Origin of the sequence: Myroides sp. DF42-4-2, from assembly GCF_030326445.1 — a bacterium.
Lineage (GTDB): Bacteria > Bacteroidota > Bacteroidia > Flavobacteriales > Flavobacteriaceae > Flavobacterium.
The window spans coordinates 22,716-36,770 of the sequence record NZ_JACAKI010000011.1 but is presented as its reverse complement, the minus strand read 5'-3'; the positions used below and the strand labels follow the sequence as shown (position 1 = coordinate 36,770).

11 protein-coding genes and 2 tRNA genes are annotated in these 14,055 nt (G+C 38.6%); 6 read left to right on the top strand and 7 right to left on the bottom strand.

What is annotated here, in order from left to right:
- Positions 1–124 precede the first annotated feature (124 nt).
- Together thiL and HX062_RS09570 are read right to left on the bottom strand one after the other, a co-directional pair.
- On the bottom strand, positions 125–1,168 hold the full coding sequence (gene thiL, locus HX062_RS09575; protein WP_182628416.1) for a thiamine-phosphate kinase: 1,044 nt from the start codon (positions 1,166–1,168) through the stop codon (positions 125–127).
- A 136-nt stretch (positions 1,169–1,304) separates the two neighbouring features.
- Entirely contained in the window at positions 1,305–4,541 is a 3,237-nt protein-coding gene (locus HX062_RS09570; protein ID WP_286467228.1) for a glycosyltransferase family 117 protein, read from the bottom strand.
- Positions 4,542–4,717: 176 nt separating this feature from the next.
- Here HX062_RS09570 and HX062_RS09565 point away from each other — a divergent pair.
- Positions 4,718–4,788: transfer RNA gene (locus HX062_RS09565), tRNA-Gln, on the top strand.
- A gap of 259 nt (positions 4,789–5,047) precedes the next feature.
- Positions 5,048–5,118, top strand: a tRNA-Gln gene (locus HX062_RS09560).
- Between the two features lie 87 nt (positions 5,119–5,205).
- Here the strand turns inward: HX062_RS09560 and HX062_RS09555 are convergent.
- The 5 genes from HX062_RS09555 to HX062_RS09535 are packed head-to-tail and all read right to left on the bottom strand — an operon-like array spanning position 5,206 to position 9,913.
- The gene (locus HX062_RS09555) at positions 5,206–5,985 is read right to left on the bottom strand and encodes an enoyl-CoA hydratase/isomerase family protein (protein WP_182628418.1); all 780 of its coding nucleotides are present in this window, start codon (positions 5,983–5,985) and stop codon (positions 5,206–5,208) included.
- Positions 5,986–5,997: 12 nt separating this feature from the next.
- Positions 5,998–7,467, bottom strand: a complete 1,470-nt coding sequence (locus HX062_RS09550; RefSeq protein WP_182628419.1) for a sensor histidine kinase — start codon at positions 7,465–7,467, stop codon at positions 5,998–6,000.
- Positions 7,464–8,009, bottom strand: a complete 546-nt coding sequence (locus HX062_RS09545) for a CopD family protein (protein WP_182628420.1) — start codon at positions 8,007–8,009, stop codon at positions 7,464–7,466. The genes HX062_RS09550 and HX062_RS09545 overlap by 4 nt, the downstream gene beginning before the upstream one ends.
- Before the next feature lie 9 nt (positions 8,010–8,018).
- A complete protein-coding gene (gene hemH / locus HX062_RS09540) occupies positions 8,019–9,038 on the bottom strand; it encodes a ferrochelatase (RefSeq protein WP_182628421.1) in 1,020 nt (339 codons plus the stop codon).
- Entirely contained in the window at positions 9,038–9,913 is an 876-nt protein-coding gene (locus HX062_RS09535; protein ID WP_182628422.1) for an AraC family transcriptional regulator, read from the bottom strand. Before HX062_RS09535 ends, hemH begins: the two co-directional genes overlap by 1 nt.
- A 227-nt stretch (positions 9,914–10,140) precedes the next feature.
- On the opposite strand from HX062_RS09535, the gene hemA reads away from it, so the two are divergent.
- The 4 genes from hemA to hemE are packed head-to-tail and all read left to right on the top strand — an operon-like array spanning position 10,141 to position 14,051.
- Positions 10,141–11,400 (top strand): glutamyl-tRNA reductase, encoded by a 1,260-nt coding sequence (gene hemA, locus HX062_RS09530; RefSeq protein WP_182628423.1) that lies wholly within the window; start codon positions 10,141–10,143, stop codon positions 11,398–11,400.
- Complete coding sequence (gene hemC / locus HX062_RS09525) at positions 11,393–12,325, top strand: hydroxymethylbilane synthase (RefSeq protein ID WP_182628424.1); 933 nt, start codon at positions 11,393–11,395, stop codon at positions 12,323–12,325. The genes hemA and hemC overlap by 8 nt, the downstream gene beginning before the upstream one ends.
- Positions 12,326–12,329: 4 nt before the next feature.
- A complete protein-coding gene (locus HX062_RS09520; protein ID WP_182628425.1) occupies positions 12,330–12,986 on the top strand; it encodes a uroporphyrinogen-III synthase in 657 nt (218 codons plus the stop codon).
- Between the two features lie 36 nt (positions 12,987–13,022).
- Positions 13,023–14,051: a uroporphyrinogen decarboxylase gene (hemE, locus tag HX062_RS09515; RefSeq protein WP_182628426.1), complete on the top strand. Its 1,029-nt coding sequence runs from the start codon at positions 13,023–13,025 to the stop codon at positions 14,049–14,051.
- The last annotated feature ends 4 nt before the right edge of the window (positions 14,052–14,055 follow it).

The window sequence follows — 14,055 nt, the reverse complement described above, 5'->3', positions numbered from 1 at the left end:
AAATTTACGTTAATTTATTAAATATTCGTAAATAAAAGTTGTTTTTTATACAGATCAAGTTAATATGTGTTGAGTAGTAGCCAAAATAAAGCAAAAAAAAACTGGCTGAAAGCCAGTTTTGTCGTTATTGTAATGCATTCCATCCTTTTGCTTTGATTGGAATTTTAGTATTGTCCCTTGTGATGAGGTGGATTCCTTCACTTGCTGGTGTCATATGACCGATCACGGTTAAGTTTGGATTTCCTTTAATTTTGTCATAATCCTCCATTTTGATGGTGAACAACAATTCATAGTCTTCTCCACCGTTAATGGCAATGGTCGTTGCGTCTATATTGAATTCTTCACATGTATTGATGAACTGAGGATCTAGCGGCAATTTGTCTTCAAACAGGTTACAGCCAACTTTTGATTGGGTACACAGGTGCATAATTTCTGAGGAAAGGCCATCAGATACGTCAATCATACTCGTTGGTTGAACTTCTAGCTCCGCCAAAAGCTGTTTGATGTCTGTGCGAGCTTCTGGTTTTAGTTGTCTTTCGATGATGTAGTCATAGGTAGACAAGTCGGGTTGGTTATTTGGATTTACCAGGTATACTTGTTTTTCTCTCTCCAATACTTGTAATCCCATATAAGCGCCTCCAATGTCTCCAGTGAGCACTACTAGGTCGTTGTCTTGGGCTTGATCTCTATAGACAAGTTCTTCTGCTTTGGCTTGACCGACAGCAGTTACGCTGATGATCAATCCTTTTTGAGAAGAAGTAGTGTCACCGCCAATTAGATCTACTTTATAATAATTACAAGCCAGTGCAATCCCTTCGTATAGCTCTTCTAAAGCCTCTAAGGGAAAGCGATTAGAAACGGCGATGGAAACGGTTACCTGAGTGGGAATGGCATTCATAGCACAGATATCTGATAGATTGACTACAATGGCTTTATACCCCAAGTGTTTTAACGGAGCATAAGCCAAATCAAAATGTACACCTTCAATGAGTAAATCGGTTGATACAACCACTTTATCTGCTGCAAAGTCAAGTACAGCAGCGTCGTCTCCAATTCCCTTTAATGTAGAAGGTTGTGTGATAGAGAAGTCTTTCGTTAAATGCTGAATTAAACCAAATTCACCCAATTGCTCTAAATCTGTTTTGCTTTGATTTTTATTTTCAATCATATTGTGTTTTCCTTTTGAAGGACAAAGTTACTAAAAATTCAATGGTGAACTCTCGAATTGTTTGCTTGTTCACAGGGTAAAAAAAAACAGCCTTTATAGAGTAATAAAGGCTGTTTTGCTGAGGGTATGCTATTTTTTATTCTACATACTCTTCGTCTTCTTCTCCTTGATATTTTTTAAACAAGTAGTTAAAGTGCGTAAAGTATGAATTAAAATCGTTTTTATATTCATTGACAAAATTAGTTTGCTTGTCTTCTGTATCAACAATTTCAACCAAGTGTCTCCAGATATTTAATTCTGAAAGAATTTCATAGGCATTGTAATTTTGCTCTTCTAACGAAAGGTTTTTGTAGTAAAACAATTTCTCGTTTGATTTTTGCGCTAGTTCTTTGGCATATTTTTGCGCCAAAGCCGTTTCACCTATTTTGTAGTAGCATTCTACAAATGGGATAACCATTTGATAGTAGCCAAAGTACTTAATAGGCATATTAATCATCGCAATATCCAGGATTTCTTTTGCTTTATCGTTTTTGCCTTCCTCAATTAACTGTTCTGCTAGGCGGCTCAAATTAACGCGATAATTCAATGAATTTCTGCGCGTTTGTGGATCGTGATAGATTTTATCACTACCCATATTCCCCCAGTACCATGATTTTACCGTTTTGTACATGCGTTCTGAATCAATCATACCCAAGTCAAGTGGATGTGCATTTTTTCCTTCAGATTTAATTGGAACTAATTTATAGATCAAACCTTGTAGTTGCAAGTAATCTTTCATCCAAGCAAAATCGTCATTGTTGAAACTACCTCCAGAGAAATAAACTGGACGTTCCCAGTTATTGTTGGCAATAATGTCTAACATGATTAAGCGATGTTTGTAAATCGCTTGATCTGTAATGTCAATTTCTACATGAGGAACTACCTGATCCATGAGGTAAGGCGATACAATATTGTTTTTCGCGATAATTTCGCGGTCCACAGGTAGGTATGCTTTGTCTGTTGGGAACAAGTATAGGGTTGTTCCTGCTTCGGTTAGTTTTTTCGTTCGTTGATCATCTGTTCGCACGACATCTAACAAAAAGGATAGATCGTATCGTTCTTCTGAAGTAGGGTTAATTACGGTAATATCTCGCTTATTCCCTACATATTGATCGTGTGTAAATTTAATTGGAAGCGGTTCAGAATCGTAAGCCTTTGCTTTCATTTGGTCGATATACCAGTCTTGGGTCAGTAAACTCGTACATACCACGCGTACGTCTGTTCGATAGCCTTCAATCTCTTGAAGGTACCACAGCGGGAAGGTATCATTGTCTCCAATGGTAAAAATAATAGCATTTGGATCACATGAATCTAAGTAAGCACGTGCATTAGCTAATGCAGTATAGCGATTTGAACGATCGTGATCATTCCAATTTTGTTGTGCCAATAGGACAGGTGCCGCTAAAGTACATACAGATAATACTAGGGCATTGGCTAGTTTTGGGTTGAGGTATTTGCTCAATCCTTCATAGATAGAGTACACGCCAAATCCAAGCCACATGGCAAAAATATAGAAGGAAGGTACAACGGCATAGTCGCGTTCTCGCGGTTCAAATGGACGTTCGTTTAAGAATACTTTTAACGCTAAACTCGTGAATAAGAAGAGGACTAAAAGCACCCAGAACATTTTTGGATCCTTGCGGTAATTGAATACAATTCCAATAACACCTAAAATAAAAGGCAAGAAGAAATACGTATTTCTTCCTTTGTTTTCTAACACATCTGTAGGAAGGTTATCTTGAGAACCCAAGCGAATTTCGTCTAAAAATTTAATGCCGCTCAACCAGTTTCCGTGTTCTAAATCACCCTGACCTTGTATGTCGTCCTGGCGACCTACGAAGTTCCACATCAAATATCTCCAATACATATACCCAAATTGGTAGGTAAACATAAACGACATATTATCTGAAAAAGTAGGCACTTCAATATCTAAAGCTTGGCCGTATTTGCTCAAGTAATTGTCTAATTCTTCTATACCAAACTCACCACTTGCCAGTTTTTGTTTTACTGCTCGCTCCATATATACCAAGTTTTCATTATTGGTATACCCTTGTGCTAAGTTGAAATTCAGCGGTTTGGAATAACGCATATAGTTAATGCGGTGGTTTTTATCAGTACTCCACATGCGCGGTAAAAAGCCTTTGTGTCTCTCATCAAAGTTTTGTCCTGCATTTTTCCATTCGTTAACTACAACGTATTTTCCTGTTTTGTAGTCTCTTTCATAGTTGGGTTGCTGATCTTTATAGGGGTTGTTCGCATCTAAGCCTACATAAGCTTTTGTAAAGTATGAATCGTAATAGATGCTCTCATCTCCGTATTGTTCTCTTTGGTAATAAGCCAATAACTCAGCTGCATCTGAAGGTCTGTTTTCATTAATGGTTACGTTGGCATTGGCGCGAATAGGCAACATCATCCAAGCACTTAATCCCACACAAACGAAAACTAAGGTGAGAATGAGCGTATTGGCTTTGGTGTGTCCTTTTTTACGCGTATAGCGCAGCCCAAATACTGTAGCGCCGATTAATAGTAAAAAAGCGAGGATGGTTCCGCTATTAAAAGGAAGTCCAAGTGTATTAACGGCAAATATTTCAGTTTTTCCAAAGAAAGCTAAAAGCTTAGGGAAGAAAAAGGCAAATAAGAAAAACAAGGCGGCAACAGCTGCAATGTTACCAATGATAAAGTTCTTAATGGTTACCTTTTCATATTTTTTAAAGTAGTACAGCAAACAAATGGAAGGAATGGACAGAAGGGCCATCAAATGGACACCAAAAGAACATCCTGCAACTAGGCCAATGAGAAGTAACCAACGATTCCCTCTAGGTTGATCCAAGTCATCCACCCATCTCAATCCTAAATAAAGAAGGAGGGATGTTAAGAACATTGCAGAAGCATAAACCTCTGATTCTACAGCGTTAAACCAAAAACTGTCAGTAAAACTAAAGGCTAACGATCCAATTGCAGCGCTACCTAGAACGGCAATTGCATTAGAGGTATTCCATTCAGACGTTTTTCTAACCATTTTCTTTAAGATATTGGTCATTGACCAAAACATAAAGAGGATTGTAAATGCACTTGAAAAAACGGCTACCATATTCACTGCTAGGGCAATGTGTTCTTTCGAAATAGCAAATAGCGAAAACAAAGCGCCTAACATTTGGTAAAATGGAGCCCCTGGAGGGTGACCTACTTCGAGTTTCGCTGAAGTTGCAATGTATTCTCCTGGATCCCAGAAACTAACAGTAGGTTCTACGGTTAAAGTATAAGTGATTAACGCAACGAGGAAGCATAGCCATCCACCGATTATATTCCACTTTTTGTAGTTGAATGTTAACATATAAGAATATTCTAGGTATTTTTAATCATTATATACAAAGAAAGTCTTTTTTTATTAGATACGTATCACATTAAAAAAAAATAATTTTGCATTTTGTTTTTGGATAATATAAAAAAAGTGTTACTTTTGCCTCCGCAATGCAGAAGTAGTTACTACTTTTGAACGCAAAGTGGTACTGGCCTATGGTGTAATGGTAACACAGCTGATTTTGGTTCAGTCGTTCTAGGTTCGAGTCCTAGTAGGCCAACAAGAGCTCCTTGAATTTCAAGGAGCTTTTTTTTTCGAAATAAATGACGAATATTACCTGTAGAGAGCAATAGGGGATCAAGCGAGTAAAAATAAATATGTTAAAATTTACCTTGTTTTCAATTGATTATTAATGGGTTGTATTAGGGGGCGGTTTTTGGAGGTTATTATTCTTGTCAAAATCTTTGGTAAGTATAGAAATAATGCTACTTTTGCATCCGCATTACAGAAGTAAATTACTTTTGAACGCAAAGTGGTACTGGCCTATGGTGTAATGGTAACACAGCTGATTTTGGTTCAGTCGTTCTAGGTTCGAGTCCTAGTAGGCCAACAAGAGCTCCTTGAATTTCAAGGAGCTTTTTTTATGACCTTGTGTGTAAATAAAAAAGGTTGGAATCTCACTTCCAACCTTTTTTTCTTATCCTTTAAAATTTGGTTTTCTCTTTTCTAAGAAGGCCGTAGTTCCTTCTGTGAAATCTGTGGTATTGAAACACTCACCAAAGTGTTTAATTTCTTCGTGATAGCCATTTGTGCCGTCTTTGAAGTTCGCATTGACAGATTTTATGGCTTTGGAAATTGCGGTGATTGAGTTGTTAGAGATTTTTTGGGCAATCCCTTTAGTGAAGGCTAATAGCTCCGCTTGCTCTACCACGTGGTTTACTAAACCGTATTCCAATGCTTTTGCCGCATTGATCATCTCCGCTGTCATGATAAGTTCCATTGCGCGTCCTTTGCCTATTAATTGAGGCAAACGCTGGGTTCCTCCATAGCCCGGAATTAACCCTAGGGTTACTTCAGGTAATCCCATTTTAGCATTCGTAGAAGCTACTCTAAAATGACAAGCCATCGCTAATTCTAATCCACCTCCTAAGGCAAATCCGTTGATAGCAGCAATGATGGGTTTTGAATAGTTTTGAGCGTAATCAAATAGCAATTCTTGTCCTTTGGCTGCTAATTGCGAGCCTTCACTTACATTGAAGCTAGAAAATTCTTTAATATCAGCCCCTGCAACAAAAGCTTTTTCACCACTTCCTGTGATGATGACTACGCGTACACTTTTGTCTTCCTCAAGTTGAAGCAAAGCGCGGTGTAATTCCTCAATAGTGGGTTTGTTTAATGCATTTAACTTTGTAGGTCTGTTAATCGTTATGACCGATATATGGTCATCCGTTTCAATTAAAATATTTTCATATTCCATAATTCTCAAATTTTATTTGGTCAGTGGCAAAGTTACAGTAAAAGTAGTTCCCTTACCAGCTTCTGTTTCAAAGGTAATGGTTCCTTTATAATTTTCTACAATATTTTTTATAATCCCCAGACCAAGTCCCATTCCGCTTGATTTGGTGGTAAACTTCGGTTCAAAGATCCTCGTCTTGTCTGCTATGGAAACTCCCGTTCCATTGTCCGTGACCGAAATGATGATGTTTTCGCCATCTTGATACGCTTTAACGCGAACTATCGGACTCGGATTGCTATCAGGAATGGCCTGAATCGCATTTTTTACTAAGTTAGTAATAATACGGATAAGTTGTGTCTGATCAATTAGAGCGATAATTTCATCTTCTTCGTGTTCGAAATAAATAAAATCCTCTGTAAATATATCCAAAGAAATGCGAATGGTTTTAATTATATCTAAGGTTTCATTTTGCTGAGCCGGCATGGATGCAAAACTTGAGAAAGCCGTTGCCACGGAGGACATGGTATCGATTTGTCCAATGAGTACGGCAGAATAGTCCTTGAGTTTACTGCTAATGTCAGGGTCGGTAGGGTCGAATTTTCGCTCAAAGCTCTGAACGGTTAATCGCATGGGGGTAAGGGGATTTTTAATTTCGTGAGCCACTTGTTTGGCCATTTCTCGCCAAGCTTGCTCGCGTTCGTTTTGCGCTAACTGCTGATACGTCTCGTCCAATTTCTCAACCATATCATTATACGCATTGATCAAATTCGAAATCTCCTTACTCGTCGAAATATCTTCAATCTTTTCATTTTTCTGTCCGAGTTTTGTGCGTGTCATTTTAACGCTTAACTTGTTTAAACTCTGGGTGATGTAGTTGGATAAAAAGTATGATATGACAATGGACATGATGAGCATAATGATGTAAACCTGTCCGAATTTCGACATAAAATTGTGTACTTCGTTCTCGTAAAATTCGGTTTCTTCCGCATAGGGGATTTTGACAATGCCCAGCGGTTTAAATTTTTGATCCTTGACATAGCGATACGACGTTCGAATTCGCACATCATCTATTTCCTCTGCATCGACAAAGCGCTTGTGGGGGGAGGATTTTATCGTTTTTAAGATGATAAGGGGTACATTGGGCTGTATGCTATCAACGGAAAAAGTCCCCTTAGAGGACAGTAGTAATTTTCCGTCTAGATCGTGTATATATAGTTCTGTATTGTGTATGGAGGCTAGCTCGTGTATCTTATCCTTAAAAATGAGCGGTAAGTTCTCCGTGCTCAAGGGGTAAGAGGTTGTCGTTAAAATATAATTGATGTTTTCTGTGATTGAGCTTTCTTTTCGCTCGAGTCGATACTGATGGTACGTACGTGCTTCTTCCTTAAATTGATACACGGAAACGGCAGAGATCAATATGGAAGATATGATGCTTAAAAAGATTAACGAGAAAAATATTCTATTTTGTAGAGAGAAACTTTTGATAAAAAACTTGTCTTTCATTCATTCATATTGCGTTGACGTCTTCCTTTGTAAAGCTTAATACCTAGCATTAACAATATAGCCAAAGCAATTAATCCGACTACACCGAATATCCAGTTGAAAGCATTCTTTAAAAATACTAAAAAAACAACAGAAAATAAAATAATTGTTGCTCCTTCATTCCATAGTCGAAAGAAGGAAGATGTTTTCGTTAAAGTATTGCGATTGATTTGTTTGACAAACTGATGACACTTTAGGTGATAAGCAATTAAAAGTATGACGAACAGCAATTTTACGTGCATCCAGGGTTGTTGTAGCAGAAGGGGATTTAGCACAAAAAGGGAAATTCCAAAAACCAGCGTTAGAACAGCAGCAGGCCAGGTGATGATGTTCCAAAGGCGATTGGTCATCAGGCGGTATTGTTTTTTGAGAATATCCTGTTCCAACTGTGGTTTTTCATTCGCCTCTACGTAATATACAAAGAGGCGAACAATGTAGAATAAGCCTGCAAACCAACAGACAACAAATATAACGTGTAGTGCTTTTAAATATAGATAGGCCATAGCGTTGTATTAATTAGTTTGTTGCCATGTTGTTATCCAAGACGCTAAGGCATCAATAAAAGCGTCGCTGTCGTTGAGGCACGGAATGGTTTTGAAGGAAGTTCCTCCGTGGTGTAAGAACTCATCGTGTGCTTCCATTCCAATTTCTTCCAACGTTTCCAAACAATCTGCAACGAAGGCAGGGGTAACCACAGCTAAGTGTTTTACGCCATTTTCCGCAAGTTGATTTACGGTTTTATCCGTTGGAGGTTGTAGCCATTTATCTGGGCCTAGACGCGATTGAAACGTATTGGTGTACTTTCCTTCTGGTATATTTAATTTTTCAACTACCTGTTTTGTCGTTTCTAAGCATTGATGTCTGTAGCAGTGCTGGTGTGCGACAGAAGGGGTGTTACAACAAGAACCGTCGATCTTACAATGCGACTTGGTTCGGTCTGATTTGTATATATGTCGTTCAGGTACGCCGTGATAGGAAAAGAGCAGGTGGTCCCATTCATTTTGTTCTAGATGCGTTTGAATCGACGCAGCCAAGGCATCAACATATTCCTGTTTGTTGTAAAAAGCAGGCATACTGGTTATTTTCATTTGTGGGAAGTGCTTCTTGCGCAATTCCTCCGCCAAAACCTCAATCGTTTCAGTTGTAGCCATGGCAAATTGGGGATAAAGCGGAATCATAAAAACATCCGTTACTCCTTTGTCTTTCAGCTCTTGTAGGCCCGTTTTAATCGATGGCTCTCCATAGCGCATCGCTAGTGCAATGGGCAAGTCGATTTTTTGTTGTAGTTTTTTTTGTTGGCGTTGCGATATGACGATTAATGGCGATCCTTCAGGCCACCATACTTTTTGATACGCTTCAGCCGATTTTTTTGGTCTCGTGTTTAAAATGATTCCCTTTACCAAGAACGCTCTGAGTAAATAGGGCATATCAATGACTCTTTTGTCCATTAAAAATTCATCCAAATAAGGCTTGACATCCTCAGGGGTTGGAGATTTCGGCGATCCTAAATTGACAAGTAATATCCCTTTCATTATTGATTGTTTGAATTAATTGACATTAAATATTTTTTCGGCGTGATGCCGTATTTCTTTTTAAATGCTGAAATAAAGTGACTCGCTGAGCTGTAGCCAATCTTTAATCCCACCTCATTTACATTGTAATTGCCTTCGTCTAACAATTTGCGCGCGTAATCCATTTTGTAATCAAATAGAAAGCTAAAAACAGAATCGCCGTAAATTTGTTTGAACCCAATCTTTAATTTTTTGATGTTTAAACCAATAAGGTCAGCTAATTCTTGCAATGTCGGTGGTTCCGTCATTTGCTGAATCATAATGTCTTTGGCTTTTTTGATCTTAATCACATCCTCTTCGTCGGATAGGAAAGGACAATTATCGATGTTTTGCTCCTCATTATAGTTAAATACAAGGCTTAATAATTCGTAGGTCTTTCCTTTGTAAAATAAGTTTTTTACCGATGGATGCATTGATGCATTGAGCATTTGCGTCAGAACAATCGCAATGGCCGGGGTGATCTTTTCTTCTGTATAATATTTTTTTTCCTTGTTCTCCTCTGTCAAAAAACCAATAAACTCCGCCTCAGATGAAAAGAGGGAGTGAAATTTTTTGATGGGAATCATCAGGCATATAATGGCCGATTGACTCTTTATCTCAAGGTGAATGGGAAGTTGTTTTTGAGGATTGTATAAAAGTAAGGATTTCTCCTCTGGCAACTCTAATGTATAGGCTCCTTGATTGTAAATAAACTGACCTGATCCTCTTAAACAAAAATAAAATTGGATGATATCCGTGCCGATTTCCTTGTGAAAACTTAAGGGGTGCGGACTGTTGTTGTCTAGTTTAAAGACAGAAAATTCCGGATCGATATTAATTTCTTCTATGGGACTCATAGCGTTATTTTTTTGAAATGCAAGAAAACGAAAAGTTGTATTTTTTATTTAGAATGATTCTATATAAAGCCGTTCGTAACCCTTGCTATTTCTGCAAATGTACTGTATTATAATGAAATATTGCTAATTGTTTTTCTTTTTCTTTTAGCGTTATTAATAGTCCTTCTAGCGTTACTTTTATCGAATCATTAGCGTTAAATTTGCTTACTTTTGAAATTGAAATGGGTATGGAAAAAATAGATAAGGTCAAATCAACTACTTTTTATGCAGTAGGGTTAAGCTATAAAAAAGCGGATGCCGAGATGAGGGGAAAGTTTAGTTTGAGTGAGACGGCCAAAGAAAATCTATTACGTCAAGCGAAAGAAGAAGGGATTGATAGTTTACTGGTAATTTCTACGTGTAATCGAACGGAGATTTACGGGTTTGCTCAACATCCTTTTGAACTTATTAAATTGTTATGCGATAATAGTAAGGGTACTGTTGACGATTTTCAACGCGTTGCTTATGTGTGTAAAAACAACGAAGCAATACGTCACTTATTTCGAGTAGGAACGGGATTGGATAGCCAAATTCTCGGTGATTTTGAAATTATTAGCCAAATTAAAAATGGTTTTATTCTAGCAAAACAGCAAGGACTGACGACCAATTACTTCGAACGCTTGGTCAATGCGGTGATTCAAGCTAGCAAACGCATTAAAAATGAAACAGAATTAAGCTCAGGGGCTACTTCAGTGTCTTTTGCTGCCGTTCAATACATTATGGATCAGGTAGCAGATATTTCTGCTAAAAATATTTTGTTATTTGGAACAGGGAAAATTGGACGAAACACCTGTGAGAACCTGGTCAAACACACCCATAACGATCATATTGTTCTAATTAATAGAACTAAAGAACGCGCAGTAGAGGTTGCGGGTAAGTTTAATCTACTTGTAAAAGATTACGCCAATCTCCAAACAGAGGTCTGCAAAGCCGATGTTTTGGTGGTGGCTACAGGCGCTCAACAGCCAACCATAGACTTGCCCATGTTGCAATTGGATAAACCCTTGACGATTTTGGATTTGTCAATACCCAAAAATGTAGATCCCGCTGTGGCTAATCATCCTATGGTAGAATTGATTCACATGGATGACCTGTCTAAAATGACGGATAAGACGATCGAAAGACGCAAAGAATTTATTCCGCAAGCGGAAGAAATTATTGATGAAGTGATGTCGGAATTTGTCGCTTGGACAAAAATGAGAAAATTCGCGCCGACAATTCACGCCTTAAAAACACGTTTAGAGCAAATAAAAGATGGAGAAATAGACTACCATCGAAAAAAATATGAGAACTTTGATAGTGAACAAGCTGAAGTACTGACAATGCGTATTATTCAGAAGATCACCACCCACTTTGCCAATCACCTACGACATGAGGAAACCGTTGTAGATGAGAGCATTGAATGGATAGAAAAAGTTTTTCAATTAGATAGTAGACAAAATGGATAGAGTTATTCGTATCGGTACACGCGATAGCGAGCTTGCAATGTGGCAAGCAACAACAGTGGAGAAGGCTTTACAAGCTTTAGGATATAAAACGGAATTGGTTCCAGTGAAATCCGAAGGGGATTTGGTTTTAGACAAGCCTTTATATGAAATGGGAATCACGGGTATTTTTACCAAAACGTTGGATGTAGCCATGATCAACAAAAAAGTTGATATTGCTGTTCACTCCATGAAAGATGTACCAACCGCTTTACCACAAGGTATTGTACAGGCAGCAGTATTGCCAAGAGCGAATACGGTTGATATTTTATTGCACAAAGGAGATACCTCCTTTTTAGACCCTGATAAAACAGCTATCGTTGCAACGGGAAGTTTGAGAAGAAAAGCCCAATGGCTCAACCGATTTCCCAAACATAACCTAGTGGATTTAAGAGGAAATGTCAATACTAGAATGCAAAAATTGGCGGACAATGCCGATTGGAGTGGAGCGATTTTTGCCTCAGCAGGTCTTGATCGCATCAAGAAAAAACCAAAGGGATTTGTCAATTTAGACTGGATGATTCCTGCGCCTGCACAAGGAGCAATGGTGGTTGTGGCTATGGCTGAAGACTCTTTCGCCTTAGACGCTTTACGTCAATTAAACGATTATGAGGCAGAGATGACGACACATATTGAGCGTCAGTTCTTGCGCACTTTAGAAGGAGGATGCACGGCGCCAATCGGAGCAATTGCTACCTATAATCAAAAAGAAGAAAATATCGACTTTACAGGCGTGCTACTGTCTTTGGACGGAAAAGAAAAATTCGAAATTAAAAAGACAGTACCCATCCAAGAGTGGAAAAAATTAGGCTTCTATGCAGCACAAGAATTATTGGCTGATGGAGGACAAGCGTTGATGGAAAAATTACGTCAAGAATTAAAACGATAACAATATGCCAACGGTTTTATCAACGCGAATCTTGAGCGATGCGCATCGTCAACTCCTCAACACATCTGTTGTCCGATGGATGGAAAAGGACTTTATCGCGATACAGCCGCAAGAGTTCACCGTAGATACCGTTCGTGATCTGGTGGTGTTTACCAGTCAAAATGCCGTTAAAAGCGTATTGAATAACCCCCATGCACAGCGGTTAAAGACAAGACCAGCTATTTGTGTTGGGGTAAAAACAAAAGCGCTTTTAGAAGAACACGGCTGGGAAGTGAAAGCATGGACCCATTATGCCAAAGAGTTAACCGCAGTAATTGAACGCGATTTCTTTAACTGTAGTTTTTCTTTTTGCTGTGGAAATATCCGACGCGAAACACTGCCAACCTTTTTTAAAAAACACAACCTCGTTTTTGATGAGTATGAGGCGTATCAAACCGTGAAACAACCCCATGCACTTCAAAACAAAGTCGATGGCATCTGTTTTTACAGCCCATCGGCAATTGAAAGTTTTTTGCAAAACAATCAAATCACAACTGAAGTTTGCTTTTGTATAGGCGATACAACAGCAGATGCACTCAACGGAATTACACAGCAAATAGTCGTAGCAAGTCAACCGACCATCGAAGCTACCCTACTTGCTTGTTTAGCATATTATAAATAGTGTCAGCTAAAATTGACGTACTTAAATGGTTTAGAAATGATTAAAAATGATTTATTCTTAAGAGCTTTAAAAGGAGAAACGGTGGAAAGACCACCCGTTTGGATGATGCGTCAAGCAGGTAGATACCTACCCGAATTCCGTGCTTTACGAGATAAATACGATTTTTTTACCCGTTGTAGAATGCCTGAAATTGCAGCTGAAATTACGGTACAACCGATTCGTATTGTAAAACCAGATGCCGCTATTCTATTTTCTGATATTTTAGTTGTACCACAGGCGATGAATATCGATGTGGAAATGAGACCTGGTGTAGGGCCATGGGTGCCTAATCCCATTCGATCTGCCAAGGATGTCGAACAAGTGATCGTACCCAATATAGAGGAAACACTCGGCTATGTGATGGATGCCATTAAAGTGACCAAAGAAATGTTGAATGATGAGGTGCCCCTTATCGGGTTTGCTGGTTCGCCATGGACGATCTTCTGTTATGCCGTTGAAGGAAAAGGATCAAAGAGCTTTGATTTAGCCAAAGGCTTCTGTTTCTCCGATCCAGTTGCTGCACATACCTTACTTCAAAAAATCACGGATACTACGATCTTATACTTAAAAGAAAAAGTAAAAGCAGGGGTAAATGCCGTGCAGATTTTTGATTCTTGGGGGGGGATGTTATCGCCAGTAGATTACCAAGAGTTCTCGTGGAAATACATCAATCAAATCGTTGAGGCCTTAGCCGAAATTACACCTGTCATTGTGTTTGGAAAAGGGTGTTGGTTTGCCTTGCCTGAAATGGCACAGTCTAAAGCCTCTGCTTTAGGGGTAGATTGGACCTGTAGCCCTAAAAATGCGCGTTTATTTACAGGTGGCGACATTACCCTACAAGGAAATTTTGACCCAAGTCGATTGATGTCACCGATTCCAACCATCAAAAAAATGGTGCACGAAATGATTGACGCTTTCGGAAAAGACAAGTATATCGTGAACCTAGGACATGGTATTTTACCGCATATTCCTGTGGATCACGCCAAAGCTTTTATCGAAGCAGTAAAAGAATACGAACAAAAATAAAAGA